A 22,273-nucleotide genomic window follows, 5' to 3' on the forward strand; every position below is an offset into this window, starting at 1 on the left:
CCGGCGGGGTGATGCCGCGCAGTGATGCCCCGCAATGCCGCCCCGCCGGGACCTCAGCTGTCCTGCGAGGCGCGCGCGGTGCGGCTGTCGAGGAACAGGTCGAGCGGCATGGGCCGTCCGATCACATAGCCCTGCGCGAAGTCGACGCCGATGGTGCGCAGCACGTGCAGCGTCTGCTCGTCCTCCACCGATTCTGCTACCGTGCTGACGCCGAGGCGGTGGCCGATATCGTTGATGGAACTGACGATCTCGCGGTCCACCGCGTTGCTGGCCAGGTGGCGGATGAAGCTGCCGTCGATCTTCAGGCAGTCGACCGGGAACTGCTTCAGGTAGGCGAAGGAGGACAGGCCGGTACCGAAGTCGTCCAGCGCCACCGTGCAGCCGGCGCGCCGCATCTCGGACACCAGCCGGTTGGCCGCCGCCATGTTGTTGATCAGCGCGGTCTCGGTGATCTCCAGCTGGATGCGGCTGGCGGGCAGCACCGAGTCGTGCAGTTCGGCGTGCAGGAAGGGCAGCAGGAACGGCTCGCCCAGCGAGTTGGCCGACAGGTTGATGCCGACCGTCAGCCCGGGCACGGCGAGCAGGCGCGCGCCATAGCTGCGCAGCACGTGACGGATCACCCAGCGGTCGACGTGGCCCATCAGGTCGTAGCGCTCGGCCGCCGGGATGAAGGCGCCCGGCATCACCAGCTGGCCGCCTTCGTCGATCATGCGCACCAGGATCTCGATGTGGTGGGCGTCGGCGCAGGCCACCTGCAGCGGCCGGATCTCCTGCGCGAACAGGCGGAAACGGTTCGCCTCCAGCGCCGAGTGGATGCCGGCCGCCACCTGCAGTTCCTGGTGGTGGCGCTGGGCGTCGCTCTCGTCGCTGCGGTAGACCGAGACGCGGTTGCGGCCGGCCGCCTTGGCGGCATAGCAGGCCACGTCGGCGCGGCTCATCAGCTCGCCCACGGGCGGCGCCTCGGCGTCGATGGCGGTGATGCCGATGCTGGCGCCCAGGTCGTAGACCCGCCCCTCCCACGGGAAGCGCTGGCCGCGGATGGCGTCGATCACCTTCTGGCACACGGCCTCGGCATGCTCGACGGTGCAGTTGTGCAGCAGCAGCCCGAATTCGTCGCCGCCGAGCCGGGCCAGCACGTCGTCGGTGCGCACGTGGTGGCGGATCACGTGGCTGAGCTCGCGCAGCAGCACGTCGCCGGCGGCGTGGCCGGCGGTGTCGTTGACGATCTTGAAGCGGTCCAGGTCGATGAAGCACAGCGCATGGCGCTGCAGCTGCTGGCGCGCCGCTTCGCAGGCTTCGCGCAGGCGCTTCTCGAACCAGTTGCGGTTGGGCAGCCCGGTCAGCGCGTCGTGCGTGGCCGAGTGCGCCAGTTCGCGCTGCAGCGCGCGTGCCTGCGTGATGTCCTGGAACACCAGCACCGCGCCCAGCACCTCGCCGGCGGCGGTCAGCACCGGCGCGGCCGAGTCCTGCACGTCGTGGCGGTCGCCGTTCAGGCCCAGCAGCACCGCGCCGTCCTGCAGGTAGACCGGGCGCAGCGTCTGCAGGCAGGTGGCCACGGGATTGGGGATGACGTCGCCGCTGTTCTCGTCGACCACGCGGAAGATCTGCTCCAGCGGCTGCCCCATGGCGGCGGGCAGGGTCCAGCCGGTGAGCTGCTCGGCGATGGGGTTCATGAAGGTGACGCCCATCTGCGCGTCCGTGCAGATCACCGCGTCGCCGATCGAGCGCAGCGTGATGTGCAGGCGTTCCTTTTCCTCGAACAGCGCTTCGGTGAGATGGCGCTGCTCGGTGATGTCCCAGTTGGTGCCGACCATGGCGCTGGCGCGGCCGTCCTGCTGGCGCGACACCATGGCCATGGCGCGGATGTGGCGCACCTCGCCGCCGGGCAGGCGGATCCGGTATTCGGTGTCGAAGGGGCGCGTGCCCTTGATGGCATGGCGCATCTCGTCGCTGGCGCGCTGCAGGTCGTCCGGATGCAGCATGGCGATCCATTGCTCCAGCGCCAGCACGCCGCTGCCGTCGGCCTCGCGCGCGGGCAGGCCGTGCAGCGCGTGCATGCGCGCGTCCCAGGTGATGGTGGAGGTGACGAAGTCCCACTCCCAGATGCCCACCCCGCCGGCCTCGACGGCGAGCTGGGTGCGGCGCGACAGGCGTTCGAGCGCCTCCTGCGCGGTCTTGCGCTCGTGGATGCTCTCCACCTGGGCGATGAAATGCAGCGGCTCGCCGCTGGCCTCGTCGTGCATCAGGGAGACCGCCAGCAGCGCCCACACATACTCGCCGTTCTTGCGCAGGTAGCGCTTTTCCATGCGGTAGGACTCGATCTCGCCGGTCAGCAGCTGCTCCAGCTGGCGCAGGTCGGAGGCGAGGTCGTCCGGGTGGGTGATGGTCTGGAAGGGCAGCTCGGCCATCTCGTCCGCGGAGTAGCCGAACAGCTCGCAGATGGCGCGGTTGACGGTATGCCAGCGGCCGTCCAGGCTCACCAGCGCCATGCCGATCGCCGAGTGCTCCATGGCCTGGCGGAAGCGCTGCTCGCTGCCGCGCAGTTCATTGCGGTCGTGGCGGTTCTGCTCCACCACGAAGGCGATGCAGATCGGGAAGATCACGATCAGCGCCGCCGAGATCTGCCCGGATTGCAGCAGCGCGGTCGGCGCGGCGTGCCAGCCGGCATGGGCGGAGTACAGGTCCAGCAGCACGGTGACGGTGACCGAGAGCAGCGCCAGCAGCGCCGTGACGAGCGGGTTGGAGCCGAGCGCCGTCAGCAGCAGCGGCATCGATAGCACGATGAAGTGCTCGTGGCCGAGCCAGACGGTGGCGCAGCTGGTGGCCAGGCACAGCAGGGACAGGCCCGCCAGGCGCCAGCGCCGGCGCGGCGCCAGCGTGGTCAGGATGCGCTCGCGGGTCAGCGTGGCCATCAGCGGCAGCAGCAGCACCGCGCCCAGCGCGTCGGATGTCCACCAGGTCCACCACGCCGAGGTGTAAAGGCCCTGGTAGACGGTGCTGATCACGGCCGCGCCGAGCGTGGCGCCCACCGCCGGCCCGATCGTGCTGCCCGTGCCCATCACGATGGCGAAGCCGGCCAGCGGGCCGGTGCTGGCCTGGCGCGTGCTGGCCAGCAGCTGGCGCGCCAGCCAGGCCGACAGGCCGATCTCGGCGGTGTTGGCGCCGGCCAGCAGCAGGGCGGCGCCGAAGCTGTCGCCCATCAGCCAGTTGGCGAGCAGGATGCCCGCCAGCACGGACGCCAGCAGGCCGCGTGTTTCGGCGCGGGGCCGGCGCAGCAGGAGCCCGAGCGCGAAGGCACTGGCCAGCCAGATCGTGGCTGGCTCGCCGGGGTTCCGCGAGACCGCGATGCTGCCCGCACCGAAGGCTAGCGTGCCGATGGCGGTCAACAGCATCGCCAGGCGTGGATGCTGGGCAGTGGAGGGCTGGCGGTAAGCCGGGTCGGGCTGCATTCGAGTCTTGCCTGGTCTGGTAGAGCGGGAGCTGGGAAACCTTCTGGCTTGCCGGCGGGCCGGGGTCGCGCCGCCGGCGCCCCGAGGCCGGCGGCGCGCGCAATTCCCCTGAGGCTAGCCGGCAAGTGTAGCCATATGGGGGAGGCGGGATAGCCCAGATTTGGTGGGGTTGGCCGGCCGCTTTCAGGGCTGGCGCTCGCGGCGGTTTTGCGCTATGGGCGGTGCCGGCGCCGCCACCCGGGAGGTCCCCGCGCGCACCAATGTAGTGCCGGCAAGGCGGCCGCGGCCCGGCCTGCGGGGCCGCGCGGGGGCAGGAGAACGCTGGCGCACGTCACGAGGGAATTTGCACTATCCTCGGAAGGCTTTGCCAGGCACGGGCCGGCCATGCGCGCGGCAGTGCCCGGCAGCCATCGACCGGGCTGGATTCGATAACAAGACCGGCCGCCATGCCAGCGGCCGGCACCCTGCACATCACCAAGGAGTGTCCCCATGACCACCCTAGAGATCAACGGCAAGCCGCAGGAGCTGAACGTGGACCCCGCCACGCCGCTGCTGTGGGCGCTGCGCGAGAACCTGCACCTGACCGGCACCAAGTTCGGCTGCGGCATCGCGTCCTGCGGCGCCTGCACCGTGCATATCAACGGCCAGGCCACGCGCAGCTGCGTGACGCCGGTGTCGGCGGTGGCCGGCGCGCGCATCACCACCATCGAGGAAGTCGGCGGCGACAAGGTCGGGCGCGCGGTGCTCGACGCCTGGGTCAAGCACGATGTGGCCCAGTGCGGCTACTGCCAGAACGGGCAGGTGATGAGCGCGGTGAGCCTGCTGCGCAGCAAGCGGCATCCGACCGATGCCGACATCGACCAGGCCATGGCGGGCAATGTGTGCCGCTGCGGTACCTATCAACGCATCCGTGCCGCCATCAAGGACGCGGCCCGGACGCTGGGCTGAGGGGAGGGAAACATGCGCATCCGCGAACTCGAAGCGCTGGCGGGCGGCAACCGTCCCGCCGGCGAGGCCGGCACCGCCACCCTGAACCGCCGTGGCTTCCTCAAGCTGACCGGCCTTGCCGGCGGCGGCCTCGCCCTGGGCGTGGCGCCGGCCCTGGCCACGGCGCAGGCAGGCGGTGCCCCCAAGGCCCCGCCGGCACCGCCGCAGGCTTTCCTTACCATCGCGCCGGACAACACCGTCACCGTGGCCGTCAACCGGCTGGAATTCGGCCAGGGCGTGCACACCGCGCTGCCGATGGCGCTGGCCGAGGAACTCGATGCCGACTGGCGCAACGTGCGCGCCGTGCTGGCGCCGGCCGGCGACCCGTACAAGGACCCGATGTTCGGCATGCAGATGACGGGTGGCTCGACCGCGCTGAACCATTCCTTCCAGCAGTACCGCGAACTGGGCGCGCGCGCCCGCGCCATGCTGGTGGCCGCGGCGGCCAAGCAGTGGCAGGTGGATCCGTCCGCCTGCAAAGTCGAGCTGGGCGTGGTCAGCGCCGGCAGCCACCGCGCCACCTTCGGCGAACTGGCGCAGGCGGCGATGGCGCTGCCGGTGCCGCAGCAGGTGACGCTCAAGGATCCCGCGCGCTTCCGCCTGGTGGGCAAGCCGGTGCCGCGCCTGGACGCGCGCGGCAAGCTGAGCGGCGCGACGCTGTTCGGCATCGACACCCATCTCGACAACCTGCGCGTGGCGATGGTGGCGCGGCCGCCGCGCTTCGGCGGCAAGGTCAAGACCTTCAACGCCGACAAGGCGCGCGCCATGCCGGGCGTGCGCGATGTGCTGCTGGTGCCGGTGGACCGCGGCGGCACCGGCGTGGCGGTGGTGGCCGACGGCTACTGGCAGGCGCGCCAGGCGCGCGACGCGCTGCAGATCGACTGGGAGGACAGCGGCTCCAAGGTCTCCAGCAAGGCCCTGTTCGATGAGTACGGCAAGCTCGCCGACCAGCCCGGCACGGTGGCGCGCGAAGCGGACCTGGGCGCGATGGGCAGCGCGGCCCGCACCATCGAGGCCGAGTACCGCTTCCCCTACCTGGCGCACGCCCCGATGGAGCCGCTCAACTGCACGCTGCAGGCCGAGGTGTCCGGCAAGAAGGCCACCGCGCTCAAGGTCTGGGTCGGCTCGCAGTTCCAGACTGTGGACCAGGCCGCGGTGGCGCGCGTGTTCGGGCTGGCGCCCGCCGGGGTCACGCTCAACACCATGATGGCCGGCGGCGGCTTCGGCCGCCGCGCGGTGCCGACCTCCGACTACCTGGTCGAGGCCGCGCAGGTGATGCGGGCATGGATCGCCAACGGGCATACCGAGCCGATCAAGGTGATGTGGAGCCGCGAGGACGACATCCATGGCGGCTACTACCGGCCGCTGCATGTGCACAAGGCGCGCATCGGCCTGGACGCCCAGGGCAAGGTGCTGGGCTGGCGCCACGTGATCGTCGGGCAGTCGATCCTCAAGGGCACGCCCTTCGAGGCCTTCATGGTCAAGGGGGGCGTCGACTCGACCATGACCGAAGGGCTGGTCGAGAACGAGTACGGCCTGCCGCTGCAGCTCTCTGTGCACCATCCGCAGGTGGATGTGCCGGTGCTGTGGTGGCGCTCGGTGGGCAATACGCATACCGCCTACGTCAAGGAAACGCTGGTGGACGAACTGGCCGAGGCGGCCGGCCAGGACCCGGTGGCCTACCGCCTCGCGCACTACGACGAGGCCAAGCACGCGCGCCAGCGCGCGGCGCTGCAGCTCGCCGTGCAGAAGTCCGGCTACGGCAAGCGCAAGCTGCCCAAGGGCCAGGCCTGGGGCGTGGCGGTACACGAGTCGTTCGGCTCGGTGGTGGCCTATGTGGCCGAGGTTTCGCTGGACAAGGGCGAACCGCGCGTGCACCGCGTCACGGCCGGCGTGCATGCCAACCGCGTGGTCAACCCGATGAGCGCCGAGGCCCAGATCCAGGGCGCCTGCGTGTTCGGCCTGGCCATGACCAAGCCCGGCTTCGCCATCGAGATCGAGAACGGCGTGGTGAAGAACAGCAATTTCCCCGACTACCCGCCGCCGCGCATCACCGACGCACCGGTGGTCGACGTGTTCTTCGTGCCCTCGCAGGACAACCCCTCCGGCCTGGGCGAGCCCGGCGTGCCGGCCATCGCGCCGGCCATGGCCAACGCGCTGTACCGGCTCACCGGCAAGCGGCAGCGGCAACTGCCGTTCGTGCTGGCTTGAAGGGGGGCAGGCGCCAGCTGGCCGTGGCGGTCTGGAGTAGGCCATCGGCTTCGGTTCGCTCCCCTCTCCCGCTTGCGGGAGAGGGGCTGGGGGTGAGGGCAGGCGCTGGCTGACCGCAGCGGCTTGGATCACACCGTCGGCTTCGTCTCTGCGCTCGCGTGCCGGACCACACCGACGGCTTCGTCATGCGTGGCACCTTGCTAAACCACCCCTCACCCCCACCCTCCCCGTGCGGGGAGAGGGAGCCAAGACCTCGTGCTTGGCGATTGGTGTTGGCGCATCCTGCCGGCTTCGTCCAGCGCGATAGGGTTTGCGCCGGACACCCAACTAAAGTAGGGTGGTCACGCGGGAAACCCGCGCCAAGATTGACCATGAAGCCGGCGGGCGGCCTTTCGTCCCGATGGCGGTCGGCACGGTTGCCGCAGGTGACGTTGGATGCATTCGTAATCGCCTGCTTTGGAGATGCCTTGCGGGCAGGGCTGCGCCGCTCGACCGGGCGTGCCCAGGCGACGGCGGGTTCGAAACGGCTGCGCGACACCCGGGCGCGGGGGGAGGCGAAGTGGGACGACTGCGATGGATGGCCTGCTGATACAGCGCGCGTCGCGCGTGCAGCTTCTGCTCGCCGGCGCCGCCGCGTTGCTGATCCTGCTCGCGCTGGTGGCGGCGTCGCCGCGCGCGAGCTTGCCGTTGCCGGCGGTCGTGCCGTTCATGCCGATGTGCGCGCTGACCGTGTTCACCACCGCGGGCATCGCGGCCTACCTGCTGGGCGCGCAGTTCCATGCCACCCGGCAGCCGATGCTCGGCGCGCTCAGCGGTGCCTACGCCTTCACCGCGCTGGCGGTCGCCCTGCAACTGCTGATGTTCCCCGGCGTGTTCACCCCGGCCGGCCTGTTCGGCGCCAATCCGCATAGCGCGGCCTGGATGTGGGTGTACTGGCATGGGGGCTTCCCGTTCTTCGTCATCGTGGCGGTGCTGGCGCGCGACCGGCTGCAGGCGAGACTGTTCGCCGCGCGGCAGGCCGGATGGTGGAAGCTGGTCCTGGTCGGCGGTCCGGTGCTGGCCGCCGCGCTGCTCGGGCTGCTGGCCGTGCATACCCGGGAGGCGCCGGACTTCGGGCTGCCGGACCATGTGGCGGGCGTGATCGCCTACCGCACCGCCACCGTGGTCTGGCTGCTCAACGCGCTGGCGGTCACGATCGTTATCCTGGGCGGGCGCCTGCGCGCCGTGCTGGATCTGTGGCTGGCGATCGCCGTGCTGGCGTGCTTTACCGATACCACCCTGAACCTGCTGAGCCCGGCCCGCTTCACGCTCGGCTGGTACCTGGCGCGCCTGTTCAGCATGCTCGCGCCGGGCGTGCTGGTCTGCGCGCTGGTCTGGGAGGTCACCGCGCTCTATGGCCGCCTGTTCGCGGCCCACGCTTCCTTGCTCCAGGCTTCGATGCATGATGCCCTGACCGGCGTGTACAACCGCAGCTACTTCGATGTCGAGTATCGCCGCGAGCTGGAGCGGTCCGCGCATGGCGGGCAGCAGCTCTCCCTGCTGATGATCGATGTGGACGACTTCAAGCGCTACAACGATACCTACGGGCACTGGAAGGGCGACCAGTGCCTGGCCGCGGTGGCGCATGCGCTGGCCTCGGTCGTGCGGCGCGGGCCGGACTTCGTTGCCCGCTACGGCGGCGAGGAGTTCGCGCTGGTGCTGCCCGCCACCGACGAGCAGGCGGCGCTCGCGGTCGCCGAGCGCGCGCGGCAGGCGGTGGCGCGGCTGCGCCTGGAGGTGCCCGCCGGGATCGGCCACGTGACCGTCAGCGTGGGATGCGCCACCCGCGCGGTGGGCGCCTCGGATCCTCCCGAGCAGCTCATCCAGGCCGCCGATACGGCGCTGTATGAGGCCAAGAGCGCCGGGCGCAACTGTGTCCGCTTTGCGGAGGCGCCGGCCTGAGTGCCGGCGCGAGGCGGCCGCGTCAGCGCGGGGTGTCGCCGGACGCCGCCATGTCGGCCTCGTAAGCCTGCAGCCACGCCTCGCGCAGTCCGCGCAGCTCCGGCGCGCCGGCATCGCTGACGGCCCACAGGCGCATGTCGCCGGCGCGCCAGCTTTCCAGCACGTAGCCGTCGCGCAGCACCGGCATGGCGCCGGCCTGCCGGGCGGCGTCCGCCGGCAGCACGAAGACGTCGATCGGGTGCAGGTTGCGCCGGTAGACCAGTACCGCGACGGTGCGTCCGGCCACGTGGTCGAGGCGGCCGCCCACCAGCGGGAAGCCGTGCGTGGCGAGGTCGTAGACCGGTGGCGCATAGTCGAGGCGGCCGTTGAACCAGGGCTTGACCGTATGGCGGTCGGACGAGGCCACGTCGTAGCTGCGGCCGGACAGCAGGGCGCGCACATGGCTGTCGACCAGGGCGTTGGCGAGGCTGTCGGCCTGGGGGCCCAACTGTGCATAGCGCACCAGCCCGAGCGACAGCGTGGCGACGGTCAGTGCGGCCATCGCGGCATTGGCCGCCGGCGGCCAGTCGAACCAGCGCAGCCAGTGCAGCCAGCGGGGCCGGGCGCGCGCCGGCTGCCGCGCGGGCGCCGGTGCCGGCCGGGCATGCTCGGCCGGCACGCCGCTGCCCCGTTCCGGGATGCCATGGGTGGCGTCATGGGGGGCGTTTTCGGTGGCGCCGTGCGCGGTGGTATGCACCGCGGCCGTGGCGGCCGGCACGGCTTGCGGTATCGCCACGCCGCCCGGCAGGGCCGCCAGCAGCCGCGCGCGCAGCGCGGCATCGGCGCGATAGTAGGGCGCGCCCTCGCGCACCGCGGCGCGCAGCGCGCGCAGGGCTTGCAGCTCGGTGCGGCAGCCGGGGCAGCCGTCCAGGTGCTGTTCCAGCCGGAGCGAATCGGCCGCGCCCAGTTCGTCGTCGGCCCCGGCCTGCAGCAGGGCGCGCGCGTCACGGCATTCCATGGCCAGTCTCCTTGCCGGCGAGGCCGGCGTCGATCTTCCGCGCCGCCTCCGCCTGGCGCGTCGCGGGCCGTGTCCCGGTGCGCAGTGCGGTGACGGTGTCCGCCAGCAGGCGGCGCGCGCGCGCCAGGCGCGACATCACCGTGCCGATCGGCACGTCGGCGATGCGGGCGATGTCGCGGTAGGGCAGGTCCTCCAGTTCACGCAGCACGATGACTTCGCGGAAGGGTACCGGCAGGCGTGCCAGCGCTTCGCGCACCAGCCGCACGTCCTCGGCGCGCAGCAGCCACTGTTCCGGTCCGGCCAGCGCGGGTTCCTGCCAGCCGGGCAGGGCTTCGCCGCCGTCGCGGTTCTCGTCGTAGCCGTCGCCCGCCTGGGCCGGGTCGCGCCGCTCCCAGGTGCTGGCGCAGGTGTTGCGCACGATGGCGAGCAGCCACGGGCGCGCCTGCTCGCCGTGGAAAGCGTCGAAGTAGCGGTAGGCGCGCAGCATGGCCTCTTGCAGCACATCCTCGGCCTCCGTGCCGCCGCCGCACAGCCAGCGCGCCAGGTTGTAGGCGGCGTCCAGGTGCGGCAGCACGATGGCCTCGAAGCGACGGCGCTGTTCGGCAGCGTCCACATGCCTCCTTTGGGGTTTGCCGCGCCGGTCCGGGCCGCGTGCCGGTGGCACGCGGGGCCGGGTCCGCCGGCGGGTTTCCAAGGTATACCGCGCCGCGTGCCGCTTTATTCCCGGCGGCACGCTGCCTGCCTGCGTGCCGTTCGGCGCGGCGCGGCGGCGGCATGCCGCCGGAGCACGTTGCGGGAATAAGCCGGCGCGCGCGCCGGTACAACAGGTGTAGCACCTTTTTCTTGCGAAGGAGTCACCATGAACCATCAGTGGAACCGGCGCGACTTCCTGCGCCTGGCAGGCGCCGCCGGCGGCGCCGTGTTTGCGTCGGCCCTGCCCGGCTGGGCGGCGGCGCGCGACGAGGATTTCTACTTCGTGCAGTTGTCGGATGCGCACTGGGGCTTCCAGGGGCCGGCCAATCCCGATGCGCGCGGCACCTTGCCCAAGGCCGTGGCGGCGGTGCAGGCGCTGCCGGCCAAGCCCGACTTCATCATCTTCACCGGCGACCTGACCCACAGCGTGGACGATCCGGACGAGCGGCGCCGCCGCATGCGCGAGTTCCAGGGCGTGGTCGCACCGCTGGCGGCGTCGCACACGCTGCACCTGATGCCGGGCGAGCACGACGCCGGGCTGGATGGCGGCGCGGCCTTCCGCGAACTGTTCGGCCCCACGCACTATGTCTTCGATCACAAGGGCGTGCACTTCATCGTGCTGGACAATGTGTCGGACCCGGCCGGCCGGGTCGGGCAGGAGCAGCTCGACTGGCTGTCGCAGGACCTGGCCCGCCAGCCGCGCGATGCGCGCATCGTGCTGTTCACGCACCGGCCGCTGTTCGATCTCTATCCGCAATGGGACTGGGCCACGCGCGACGGTGCCCAGGTGGTCGAGCGCCTGATGCCGCACGCGAACGTGACGGTCTTCTACGGCCATATCCACCAGGAGCACCACCACATGACCGGGCATATCGCCCACCATGCGGCGCGCTCGCTGATGTTCCCGCTGCCGGTGGCGGGCTCGCAGCCGCAGCGCCAGCCGGTGCCGTGGGATCCGGCGCAGCCCTACCGCGGGCTGGGCTGGCGCAGCGTCAGCCTGGGGCCGGACGCGGCCGATGTGGCGCTGGTGGAAAAGCCGATCCTGGCGGCGGCGCCGGAGCGGGCGTGAGGAGCGGACGCGAGGAATGGACGAGAGGAACGGACCAGAGGGGGAATCATCATGCCTGATGCTGCGAAGATCGCGTCGCCGCAGCGACGCCGCTGGGTGGGCCGTGCGCTGGCCGGGGCGCTGGCGCTGGCCGGTACGCCGCTGCTGGTGCGGGGCGCGGCGGCAGCGCCCCGCGTGATCGCGGTGAATGCCCGCCGCTTCGTCTTCACGCCCGATCGCATTGCCCTGCGCGCGGGCGAGCCGGTGGTGTTCGAGCTGACCGTGCAGGACACCTTCATGGGCTTCTCCGTGCCCGAGCTGGGCATCCGCGCCGACCTGGTGCCGGGCCGTACCGTGCGCCTGCCGGCGATGGTGCCCAAGGCGGGCAGCTACACCTTCCTGTGCGATGTGTTCTGCGGCAGCGGCCACGAGGACATGCACGGGCTCATCGAGGTGACGGCCTGAGGTTGGGGCGGAAGAAAGGGCGGGAGAGGACGGGGAGGAGAGGCCGGCAGGCGCGGCCAGGGGCGGCGCAAGCCGCCGCCGCCCGCGCGCACCGCCTCAGTCAGCCTTGCCGGCCAGGGCGTGCGGATCGCCTGCCCCGCCGGAGCGCCGTGCCTTGCGCCGCATGTACCAGTAGTGCAGGCGGTCCAGGTAGAGGTAGACCACCGGCGTGGTGTACAGCGTCAGCAGTTGCGACAGCAGCAGGCCGCCCACCATGGCGTAGCCCAGCGGGCGGCGCAGTTCCGAGCCGGCGCCGTGGCCGAGCATCAGCGGCAGGCCGGCCAGCAGCGCGCACATGGTGGTCATCATGATGGGGCGGAAGCGCAGCAGGCAGGCCTGGTAGATGGCTTCCTGCGGCGTCATGCCCTTCTCGCGCTCGGCCACCAGCGCGAAGTCCACCATCATGATGCCGTTCTTCTTGACGATGCCGATCAGCAGGATGATGCCGATCAGCGCGATCACCGAGAGATCGTAGCCGCCCGCCATCAGGATCAGCAGCGCGCCCACGCCCGCCGACGGCAGCGTGGAGAGGATGGTGAGCGGGTGGATGTAGCTCTCGTAGAGCAGGCCCAGCACGATGTACACCGCGATCAGCGCCGCCGTGATCAGGTAGGGCTGCGAGGCCAGCGAGGCACCGAAGGCCTGCGCCGTGCCCTGAAAGGCACCGGTCAGGGTCTGCGGGCGGCCCATGCCGGCCAGCGCGTCGTTGATCGCCTTGACCGCCTCGCCCAGCGATACGTTGGGGGCCAGGTTGAAGGAGATCGTCACGGCCGGGAACTGGCTCTGGTGGCTGATCGACAGGTAGGCGGTGTGGTCGGTGTCGATCTTGACGAAGGTCGACAGCGGGATCTGCTGGCCCGTGAGCGGCGAGGTGACGTAGAGCTTGTCGAACAGGCTCGGGTCTTCCTGCAGCGCGGGCGTGGCTTCCAGCACCACGTGGTAGCTGTTGATCTGCGTGAAGTACTGCGCGACCTGGCGCTGGCCGATGGCGTCATACAGCGTGGCGTCGATCAGCGCCGGTGTGATGCCGAAGCTGGAGGCGCGTGCGCGGTCGATGGTCAGGCGCGCGGCGGCGGCGCCGTTCTGCTGGTCGGAGGCCACGTCGGTGAGCTGCGACAGCTTGCGGAAGCGCTCCAGGATGCGCGGCGCCCAGTCGTTGAGCTCGTCCAGGTTGGCGTCGATCAGCGTGTACTGGTACTGCGTGCGCGACAGCCGGCCACCCACGTTGATGTCCTGGCCGGCCTGCAGGAACAGGTTGGCGCCTTCCACGCGGGACAGCTTGGGACGCAGCCGCGCGATGATCTCGTCGGCGGTGGCGGTGCGGCCTTCTTCCTTGGGCTTCAGGCTGATGAAGACGCGGCCGGTGTTGACGGTCTCCTGGCCGCCCAGCATGCCGACCGCCGCCACGTCGGGATCGGCGCGCACGATGTCGGCGAGCTGGATCATGCGCGCGTTCATCGACTTGAACGACGCATCCTGGGCGGACTCGGCGAAGCCGAACAGGAAGCCCGTGTCCTGCTGCGGGAAGAAGCCCTTGGGAATGATCACGAACAGCGTGGCCGACAGCGCCACGGTGCCGATGAAGGTGCACAGCGTCAGGAACTGGTGGCGCATCACCACGTCCAGGCCGCGCCGGTAGGCTGCCAGCATGGCGTCGAAGCCGCGCTCGAACAGCTGGTAGAGGCGGCCGTGCCGCTCGGACGGTGTGTGGCGCAGGTAGCGCGAGCACAGCATCGGCGTCAGCGTCAGCGACACCACCACCGACACCAGGATGGTCATGGTCACTGTCACGGCGAACTCGCGGAACAGCCGGCCGACGATGCCGCCCATCAGCAGCAGCGGGATGAACACCGCCACCAGCGAGACCGAGATCGACACCACGGTGAAGCCGATCTCCGCGGCGCCCTTGATGGCGGCTTCCATCGGCGCCATGCCTTCCTCGACGTGCCGGTAGATGTTCTCCAGCACCACGATGGCGTCATCGACGACGAAGCCCACGGCGATGGTGATCGCCATCAGCGACAGGTTGTCGCGGCTGTAGCCGAGCAGGTACATGCCGGCCGCCGTGCCCATCAGCGCCAGCGGCACGGTCACGCTGGGGATCAGCGTGGCGGGCAGGTTGCGCAGGAAGACGAAGATGATCATCACCACCAGCGCGATGGTCAGCACCAGCGTGAACTGCACATCGGCCACCGAGGCGCGGATGTTCTGCGTGCGGTCCGCGATGGTGTTGACCCGCACCGACGGCGGGATCGAGGCCTGCAGGCGGGGCAGGGCGGCCTTGACGCGCTCGACCGTCTCGATCACGTTGGCGCCCGGCTGCTTGGTGACGGCCAGGATGATGGCGCGCCCGTTGTGGATCGTGTTGCCTTCCGGCACGCCGGCGCCGGCAAAGGCCCAGGCGGCCAGCTTCATGTTCTCGGGGGCATCGACCGCCACGCCCACGTCGCGCACGCGCACCGGTGCGCCGTTGCGGTAGGCCAGCACCATGTCGTTCCACTGCGAGGCCTTGGTGAGCTGGTCGTTGGTGTAGACGTTGAAGGCCTTGTGCGTGCCGTCGGTGCTGCCGGTCGGCTGGTTCACCGTCGTGCTGGCGATCACGCCGCGGATGTCCTCCAGGCTCATGCCCATCGAGGACAGCTTCTGCGGATCGACCTGGATGCGCACCGCCGGCTTCTGCTGGCCGCCGATATTGACCAGGCCGACGCCGGAGATCTGCGAGATCTGCTGCGCCAGGATGTTGTCGGCGTAGTCGTTGACCTCGGTCAGCGGCAGCGAGTCCGACTGCACCGCCAGCACCAGGATCGGCGCATCGGCCGGGTTGACCTTGCGGAAGGTCGGCGGCGAGGGCAGGTTGCTCGGCAGCTGGCCGCTGGCGGCGTTGATGGCCGCCTGGATGTCCACCGCGGCGGCGTCGATATTGCGGTTCAGGTCGAACTGCAGCGTGATCTGCGTGGTGCCCTGCGAGTTCGACGAGGTCATCTGCGTGAGCCCCGCGATCAGCGAGAACTGCCGTTCCAGCGGCTGTGCCACGTTGGAGGCCATGGTTTCCGGACTGGCCCCCGGCAGGTTGGCCGAGACCTGCACGGTGGGGAAATCCACCTGGGGCAGCGGCGCCACCGGCAGCAGCGGCCAGGCCGCCACGCCGATCAGCGCCAGCGCGATGGCGAGCAGCGTGGTGCCGATCGGGCGCTTGATGAAGGCGGTGGAAAGGCTCATGACTTCCTGCCTCCGGCGGGCGCGGCCGAAGCGTCGGCCGCGGTCCTGGACGGGGCTTGCCCCTCGGCCACGCGCGAGCCGGGCTTGAGCTTGTACTGGCCGTCGACCACGACGCGGTCGGCCGCGTTCAGGCCCTTGTCGACGATGGCCTTGCCGTCCTGGATGGTGGCCAGCGCGATGTCCTGCTGGCGTACGGTCTGGTCGGCCTGGACCACGAACACGTAGGGGCCGCTCTGGCTGCGCTGCACGGCGGCGGCGGGAATGGTGAGGGCCTGCTTGCGCGTATCGACCACCAGCGCGGCGTTGACGTACTGGCCGGGCCACAGCAGGTGGGACGGATTGGCGAAGCGCGCCTTGAGCTGGATCGTGCCCGAGGTGGTGTCGATGGTGTTGTTGAGCAGGATCAGGCCGCCGCTGCCGAGCGCCTCGCCGGAGGCGCGCTCGCTGGCGGTCACGGCCAGCGGCTTGTCGCCGCTGGCGCGCATGGCGCGGTTGATGCGCTGGAAGGATTCTTCCGGCAGCGTGAAGACCACGTCGATCGGGTCGATCTGGCGGATCACCACCAGGCCGTTGGTGTCGGTCGCGTGCACGATGTTGCCGGGGTCGACCAGGCGGGCGCCGACGCGGCCGGAGATCGGCGCGGTGATGGTGGTGAAGGCGAGCTGCACGCTGGCGTAGTTGACCTGGGCCTCGTCGTTCTTGACCGCGGCGGCGAGCTGGTTGACCGTGGCGCGCTGGGTGTCCAGCGTCTGCTGGGTGGTGGCGTTTTCCTTGATCAGGCCCTCGTAGCGCTGCAGGTCCAGGCGCGCGTTGGCGAGCTGCGCCTCGTCGCGCGCCTTTTGTGCCTGGACCTGCTGCAGCTGTGCCTGGAAGGTGCGCGGGTCGATCTGCGCGAGCAGCTGGCCGGCCTTCACGTCCTGGCCTTCGGTGAAGCCCACGCGGTCGAGCTGGCCGTCCACGCGCGAGCGCACGGTGACGGTGGCCACGGGCTGCACCGTGCCGACGCCGGTCAGGCGGATCGGTACATCTTCCTCGCGCACCAGCGCGGTGGTGACCTTGACGGCGGGGACGGCCGCGGCGGGCTGGGGGGCGCGCATGCGGCCCAGCGAGCCGGCGGCGAACCAGATCAGGGCGAGCAGGATCAGCGCGGCGAGGATGAGCAGCGGGAGTTTGCGGCGGTTGGGGCTTGACGCCATGACAAATGCCTCGGTCTTGTTGCGCCTGTGGCGCCTATCTGGGATCAGGGATGAGCGGACGGCGGGGTGGCCGTGCCGGCGAGGGTTTCCTTGGCGGACGCGGTGGACGCAGCGGATGCGGCAGGCGCAGCGGACAGCGCATCCGCATGCCAGCCGCCGCCGACCGCCTTGATCAGGCCGACGCTGGCCGCGAGCTGGCGCCCGCGCAGCTGGATCGCCGTGCGCTGGTTGGACAGTGCCAGCGTCTGCGCGGTGATCACCGACAGGTAGGTGGCGGTGCCGCCACGGTACTGGGCCAGTGTGACCCGCTCGGCATCCTGCGCCGCCTTGACCGCCTGCTCCTGCTGCACCACTTCGCGGTCGAGCACGGCAAGCGAGGCCAGGTTGTCCTCCACGTCCTGCAGGGCCGCCAGCACCGTCTGCTTGTAGTTGGCCACGGCAGCATCGTAGGCGGCCAGCGCCTGGTCGCTGCGCGCGCTGCGCAGGCCGCCGTCGAACAGGGTCTGGGCCAGGGCGGCACCGAGCGACCACACCCGCGCCGGCGGCGTGAACCAGTTGGCGAGGCTGGCGCTGTTGGAGCCGAGTGCCGCATTGAGCAGCAGCTGCGGGAAGTAGGCCGCGCGCGCGACGCCGATATTGGCGTTGGCCGCCGCCGCCTGTCGCTCGGCGCTGGCGATGTCGGGGCGGCGTTCCAGCAGCGTCGACGGCAGGCCGGGCGGGATCACCAGCGCCGTCATCGTGAATGGCTCGCTGGGAATGCTGAAACCCGACGGCGGGCGACCCACCAGCACTGCCAAGGCATGCTCGAGCTGCTTGCGCTGCAGCACCAGGTCGGTGGCCTGCGCCTGCGCCGCGGTCAGCGTGACGGTGGCCAGCGAGACGTCGGCCTGGGTCACGATGCCGGCGCGGAACTGGCTCTGGCTCAGCTTGAGCGACTCCTGGTAGCCGGCGATGGTGCGCGCATACAACTCGATCTGCACATCGGTGATGCGCAGCTGGATATAGTCCTGCGCCACTTCGGCCTGGATCAGCAGGCGGGTCGCGGCGAGCTGCGCGGCGCTGGCCTGGGCGCTGTCGCTGGCGGCCTCGGCCTGGCGGCGCACCAGGCCCCACAGGTCAGGCTCCCAGCTGGCGTCCAGCGCCGCCGTGTAGTAGGGGCCGATCGAGCTGACGCCGAGCGTGGTGGTGCGCTGCCGGCCGGTGCCGACATTGGCTGACACGGTGGGGAAGAAGGCCGAGCGGGCCTGCTGCACCAGGGACCTGGCCTGGCGGTACTGCGCCTGGGCCTGCTGCAGGGTCTGGTTGGACGCATTGGCCTGGTCGACCAGTTGGTCGAGCCGGCGGTCGCCGAACAGCTTCCACCAGTCGAGGCCGGCTTCGACGGTGCGCGGTTCGGCCACCTTCCACTGGGCGGGGTCCATCACCGCTTCGCTGAACGCGGCCGGTACCTCGGTGGCCGGGCGCTGATAATCGGGGCCGACCGCGCAGCCGCCCAGGCCGGCGAACACGAGTGCCAGGCTCACGCCACGCCAGCGGGCGTGGCGCGGCAGTGCGTCAGGGGGACGCGCGCAGGACATCGGGCAACACTCCTAATGGCAGGCTGGTTGGCTGCCGGACGGGGGGCCGCCGGGGGCGGCCCCTGCAGGGGGACAAGACTGCCGTGGACGGGGGAGGGCCGCGGCGGCGTTCCGGTGGCTGGCGGGCGCACGACTCCGCGCGCATGCCCGCCGCACGCCTCGCAGCTAAGAATACTGCGCGGCAGAGAGTCACGATATGTGCACAGCATTACCGAATATTTCAATGGATTACGCCACGGCGGGGCCATTCCCGCCGCAAGTGGCAACTGGCGCACGCACCCGGGCGGCGGCCCGCTGTCACTGAAATCTCCCGTAATCACCGGCCAGGGCTGGCGGCCGGTTTCGGCACGCTGGCAGCGCCCGGACCGCGCCACGCCCATCCTTGTTCCCACTATATATATATGTCGCGCGTGGCGATGGCGCGCGATCCTGCCGGGCCGGTTGCGGGCGTGGAAGCCTGGGGCCGCTTGGGGCCGCTTGTGCTCGTTCGTCGCCGCTTGTCGCCGCTTGTCGTCTTTTGCACGAAACGGCACGCACCCCCGATCCGTCATGTTGCAATTGCCAGCCGGCCCGCGTAGAAAGGAACCACAAGAAGACCGGCCCCACGCCGTTCGAGAAAGCCGACAAGGTATCGACCATGGAGACCCCACAGCCCAACGCATTGCTGCCCTATGCCCTGCTGGCAGTGCCCGCGCGCCTGGCCATCTGCCGCGCCTTGCTGGAAGCGGGGGAGCATGGGCTGCCCGCCGCCGAACTGGCGGCCATCGCGGGGCTGACGCTGCCGCGTGCCACGCACTGCTTCCGCGAGTTGCTGCAAGCCGACGTGGTGGCCGTCACCGTGCACGGGCGGCAGGTCAGCTACGTCCTCAAGGCCCGCCACGCGGTGCGCGAGGCGCTGGATTATCTGGGCAGTTCCGGGCTGCTGAGCTGAACCGTTGCGAGGGTGTCGCCCGACACTCCCGCCTCCCGCCTCCCGCCTCCCGCCTCCTGCCTCCCGTTTTCCCCCGCCGTACCCACCGCCAGCCAGGCAGCCGGCCGGCGGCGAGTTGCCGTCGTAGCCGGCGGGAGCCGTTCTCCCTTCTTCCGGGGTAGTCCATCTTGGCGATAGCGCCGGCGCCCGGCGAACGGCGGATTTCGCCGTGCCATCGCGATTTTTCCTGCAAATATGCTCGATAAGCAGCATTTCGGCTTTTTCTGCGGCGTTTGCGTCGTCCTTGCGGCATCTTTCCCATCTTTTGTCCCCCCATTGGTGGGATGACGTTCGCCGGGAAAATCGGGCATTAATGTCGTCGGTATCATTTTTGAAATTTCTTACATTTCTGCCGATAACCTCTGCGGAAATGACCGCCGCGCGGTGATCGCGGCACCGGCCTCGATGCCGGGCCTGGCATCCGCCAAGACACAACAAGCACCCCGAAAACCGTTCAGGAGCGAGTAATGCAAACGAGTCTCAAGAAACCCCTGGTACTGGCAACCATGGCTGCCGCAGCCGTGCTGGTCGTCGCCTGCGGCGGCGGCGACGATTCGCCGTCCACGCCCACGGCCAGCGTCAGCGGCAAGGCTGTGGACTTCTACCTGTCCGGCGCCACCGTGACCTTCACCGGTTGCAACAACCAGACCACCAAGACCGACGGCAACGGCAACTTCGCCTTCCCGTCCGGCTGCACCAGCAGCCCGCTGACCGTGACCGGCGGCACCGATATCGGTACCAAGCTGGCATTCAACGGCGTGCTGCAGGCGCCGGCCGTGGCCTACAAGGCAGGCCAGGTCCCGGTGATCTCGCCGCTGACCACGCTGGCCGTGGCGCTGGGCGTCAGCCCCAGCACGCTGGCTGCCAAGCTGGGCGTGACCACCGATCCGACCCTGGTCGACCCGATGACCGACGCCGCCGCGCTCAAGGCCGCGGTGGTGGTGCAGCAACTGATCGACCAGATCACCAAGACCCTGTCCGGCGTGGTCACCAACGCCGGCGGCACGATCAGCGCCAGCGCTGCCGCCGCCGCCGCAGCCAAGGCCGTGGCGAGCGCAATCAACAACACTTCGGGCACGGTCAACCTGGGTGACCCGACCCTGGTTTCCAACGCCATCAAGGGCGCTGTGGTGAATGCCCAGTCCAGCCTGCCGGCCAACCTGCAGAGCAGCATCAACACGGTCGCCGCCAACGTGGCCGCTATCGCTACGCCGCTGGTCAGCACCACCGTGTCGAGCGTGTCGAACGCCCTGAGCAATGTCACCCTGGGCGGCTCGCCGTCGGCCACGCTGACCGCGCTGCAGACCTCCGGCGCGCTGAACAGTGTGACCAGCAGCGCCAGTTCGACCCTGGCCACCACGCTGGCGTCGGCGGTCAGCTCGACCGCGCTGACCAACAGCTCGCTGACTTCGCTGCTGTCGGCCCTCGGCAATGCCGTGGCAACGGGTTCGCCCGCGGATGTGTCGAGCGCCGCCTCCGCGCTGGGTGCCAACGTGTCCGGCTCGGTCGTCACCCAGATCAGCAACGCCATCACCCTGAGCAACTACGTCCAGGTCGGCAATGTCTCGATCAACGGTGGCACGCCGGTTGCCTACACTTCGTCGCTGACCGGCACCGGCACGCTGGCCGATGTCAAGGCGGTGCTGACGACCGTCGGCTCGCCGTTCGGCACCAACGGCTCGAACGTCCGCGCCGGCCTGCACTACAGCTACAACGGCAACAACGTCGACCTGGTCATCGACAAGGTCACGTTGACCTTCGATGGCACCGGCGCGTTGACCGGCGCCACCGTGCCGGCCAATACCAGCTACAGCTTCAACATCTCGGGCGGCATCAACGTCAGCGTCAAGGCCACCAACAATTCTGCCGATAACCTGTACGGCACGATCGGTAGCGCGGGTGCGCTGGACCTGCCGGTGACGACCTTCCTGAGCAAGCTGCAGGCCGCCGGCTCGCTGAGCTCTGCGCAGATCGCCTCGCTGACGCCGAAGTCGGGTGGCACCGCCAACGTGACTTTCGCGCTGGTCGGTTCCAACGGCAACGCGGTGGTGGTCGGTACCGGTACCGGTACTGCGGCCAAGAGCACCGGCTCGGCTGCGGTCACCGCCAGCGGTGCTGCGGTCGCTGGCAACGGCCTGACCTTCTCGCTGTCGCTGAACTAAGCCGGGAGCCCTGCTCCGGTTGGTCGTATCGCCCCCCCGCGGGGCGATGGCGCCACCGGGCGCCCGCATGCCACGGTAGACCGGGGGCGTGCAGCGGGCGCCCGGTTTTTCTCGTTTACGGGCTGGCCTGCGCCAGCCCGTTCGCACAACTGCAGTTAGGGGGCAGCGATGTCCCTGGAGTCCGAGATGTTCCTGTCCGTTTCGCGCCGGCATGCCGCCGGTGCCATCGCGCTGATTGCCCTGGCCGGCGCCGGCAGCGCCCGCGCCGCGTCCGAGGACGAGTTCCTGCTCGCCGAGCCGACCACCGGCGAGTCCGACCGCTTCCGCGTCGAGGCCAGCTACGACGCCGTCAACAGCACGCTCGACGTGTTCAACCTGCGCACCCGCCAGGGTCCGCTGCCGGACGGCGCGGGCGACTACCAGGGCGGGCGCGTGATGGTCGGCTACAAGTTTTCCCCGTACTGGTCGGGCGCGGCCACCTACTGGCGCCGCAACATCACCTACGGCCAGGACACCAACGGCATCGACAGCTGGCAGGTGGCACTGCACTTCGACCCGCTCGCCGAGCCGGGCGCGCGCGATCGGTTGCTGTTCCGCTTCTCGCTATGGGGCGATACGGCCGGCGCGCTCAGCAAGAACTCGCCGACCACGGTGAAGGGCACCACCTTCAACCAGCTGACCGTCAACAACCCGAACGACATCCAGGCCCAGGCCGACATGATGTTCTCGGGCCAGCTCAACGACTACAACACCCTGACCGGCTTCGTCGGCGCCGGCATCAGCCGCGTCACGGTGGGCTCGATCAATGCGCAGCTGCGCCGCGGCAACTGCAACTTCAACGTCAGCATCAACTCCGACAACATGGCCAACGGCGCGCTGGCCGCGCCCTGTTCGGTCGGCGGGGTCACGCTGCAGCAGGCTTCCTTCAGCACCGACGCGTCCCAGTTCGGCATCAATGTCGGCCAGGACCTCAACTACACCGCCGGCTTCTTCTCGCTGGGCGGCTCGTGGCGCTGGCGCTACAAGGACTTCGGCGCCCACCTCGGCTACCAGTTCCAGTACCTGCTGCGCAGCGACATCGACAGCCGCATGTCCAGCTACGGCGCCTCGCCGATCAAGTCCAACCATTCGCTGGGCCTGGAGCTGTCCTACAAGGTGGTGAAGAACGTCGAGCTGTTCGTGCGCGGCCAGGCCTTCCTCTACAACTTCGTCGGCACCATTCCGATGCTGTACAACGCCGCCACCGCGGGGCGCCTGGACCGCTACTACGGCTACGCCTCCTTCGGCGTGCGCTTCTCGGGCTTCTGAGCGCGCCCGCG

Annotated in this window: 14 protein-coding genes; 8 read left to right on the top strand and 6 right to left on the bottom strand. The window is 70.1% G+C overall.

Going from position 1 to position 22,273, the window contains the following annotated elements:
• Positions 1 to 53 precede the first annotated feature (53 nt).
• Positions 54 to 3,449 (bottom strand): diguanylate cyclase, encoded by a 3,396-nt coding sequence (locus BKK80_RS05845; protein ID WP_084545498.1) that lies wholly within the window; start codon positions 3,447 to 3,449, stop codon positions 54 to 56.
• 489 nt (positions 3,450 to 3,938) lie between these two features.
• Here BKK80_RS05845 and BKK80_RS05850 point away from each other — a divergent pair, with 489 nt between their 5' ends.
• The 3 genes from BKK80_RS05850 (at position 3,939) to BKK80_RS05860 (ending at position 8,588) form a co-directional block, all read left to right on the top strand.
• Positions 3,939 to 4,397, top strand: a complete 459-nt coding sequence (locus tag BKK80_RS05850; protein WP_071037370.1) for a (2Fe-2S)-binding protein — start codon at positions 3,939 to 3,941, stop codon at positions 4,395 to 4,397.
• A gap of 12 nt (positions 4,398 to 4,409) precedes the next feature.
• Positions 4,410 to 6,647 carry a xanthine dehydrogenase family protein molybdopterin-binding subunit gene (locus BKK80_RS05855; protein WP_071068725.1) on the top strand — a complete coding sequence of 746 codons (2,238 nt, stop codon included), beginning with the start codon at positions 4,410 to 4,412 and terminating at the stop codon, positions 6,645 to 6,647.
• Positions 6,648 to 7,220: 573 nt separating this feature from the next.
• Positions 7,221 to 8,588, top strand: a complete 1,368-nt coding sequence (locus tag BKK80_RS05860) for a GGDEF domain-containing protein (protein ID WP_071068726.1) — start codon at positions 7,221 to 7,223, stop codon at positions 8,586 to 8,588.
• A gap of 22 nt (positions 8,589 to 8,610) precedes the next feature.
• Here BKK80_RS05860 and BKK80_RS05865 read toward each other — a convergent pair whose 3' ends face one another.
• Together BKK80_RS05865 and BKK80_RS05870 are read right to left on the bottom strand one after the other, a co-directional pair.
• Positions 8,611 to 9,585: an anti-sigma factor family protein gene (locus BKK80_RS05865; RefSeq protein ID WP_071068727.1), complete on the bottom strand. Its 975-nt coding sequence runs from the start codon at positions 9,583 to 9,585 to the stop codon at positions 8,611 to 8,613.
• Positions 9,572 to 10,198, bottom strand: coding sequence for an RNA polymerase sigma factor (locus BKK80_RS05870; RefSeq protein WP_071011498.1), 627 nt, complete (start codon positions 10,196 to 10,198; stop codon positions 9,572 to 9,574). The genes BKK80_RS05865 and BKK80_RS05870 overlap by 14 nt, the downstream gene beginning before the upstream one ends.
• 246 nt (positions 10,199 to 10,444) lie before the next feature.
• Here BKK80_RS05870 and BKK80_RS05875 point away from each other — a divergent pair, with 246 nt between their 5' ends.
• Both BKK80_RS05875 and BKK80_RS05880 read left to right on the top strand, forming a co-directional pair.
• Positions 10,445 to 11,347 carry a metallophosphoesterase family protein gene (locus BKK80_RS05875; protein WP_071011500.1) on the top strand — a complete coding sequence of 301 codons (903 nt, stop codon included), beginning with the start codon at positions 10,445 to 10,447 and terminating at the stop codon, positions 11,345 to 11,347.
• A 51-nt stretch (positions 11,348 to 11,398) separates the two neighbouring features.
• The gene (locus BKK80_RS05880) at positions 11,399 to 11,791 is read left to right on the top strand and encodes a cupredoxin domain-containing protein (RefSeq protein ID WP_071011502.1); all 393 of its coding nucleotides are present in this window, start codon (positions 11,399 to 11,401) and stop codon (positions 11,789 to 11,791) included.
• A 96-nt stretch (positions 11,792 to 11,887) separates the two neighbouring features.
• Here the strand turns inward: BKK80_RS05880 and BKK80_RS05885 are convergent, their stop codons facing one another.
• From BKK80_RS05885 to BKK80_RS05895, 3 genes are read right to left on the bottom strand one after another with little or no spacing between them, the layout of a single operon-like run.
• Positions 11,888 to 15,049 carry an efflux RND transporter permease subunit gene (locus BKK80_RS05885; protein WP_071068728.1) on the bottom strand — a complete coding sequence of 1,054 codons (3,162 nt, stop codon included), beginning with the start codon at positions 15,047 to 15,049 and terminating at the stop codon, positions 11,888 to 11,890.
• On the bottom strand, positions 15,046 to 16,245 hold the full coding sequence (locus tag BKK80_RS05890; RefSeq protein ID WP_071068729.1) for an efflux RND transporter periplasmic adaptor subunit: 1,200 nt from the start codon (positions 16,243 to 16,245) through the stop codon (positions 15,046 to 15,048). Before BKK80_RS05890 ends, BKK80_RS05885 begins: the two co-directional genes overlap by 4 nt.
• Positions 16,246 to 16,289: 44 nt before the next feature.
• A complete protein-coding gene (locus BKK80_RS05895; protein WP_084545633.1) occupies positions 16,290 to 17,768 on the bottom strand; it encodes an efflux transporter outer membrane subunit in 1,479 nt (492 codons plus the stop codon).
• 691 nt (positions 17,769 to 18,459) lie between these two features.
• Here BKK80_RS05895 and BKK80_RS05900 point away from each other — a divergent pair.
• From BKK80_RS05900 to BKK80_RS05910, 3 genes are all read left to right on the top strand, one after another.
• Positions 18,460 to 18,753: an ArsR/SmtB family transcription factor gene (locus BKK80_RS05900; RefSeq protein ID WP_071011509.1), complete on the top strand. Its 294-nt coding sequence runs from the start codon at positions 18,460 to 18,462 to the stop codon at positions 18,751 to 18,753.
• A gap of 506 nt (positions 18,754 to 19,259) precedes the next feature.
• Positions 19,260 to 20,954 carry a beta strand repeat-containing protein gene (locus BKK80_RS05905; protein WP_071011511.1) on the top strand — a complete coding sequence of 565 codons (1,695 nt, stop codon included), beginning with the start codon at positions 19,260 to 19,262 and terminating at the stop codon, positions 20,952 to 20,954.
• 186 nt (positions 20,955 to 21,140) lie between these two features.
• Entirely contained in the window at positions 21,141 to 22,262 is a 1,122-nt protein-coding gene (locus BKK80_RS05910; protein WP_071068731.1) for a hypothetical protein, read from the top strand.
• The last annotated feature ends 11 nt before the right edge of the window (positions 22,263 to 22,273 follow it).

The sequence above is a fragment of the Cupriavidus malaysiensis genome (genome assembly GCF_001854325.1).
GTDB classification, from domain to species: Bacteria; Pseudomonadota; Gammaproteobacteria; order Burkholderiales; family Burkholderiaceae; genus Cupriavidus; species Cupriavidus malaysiensis.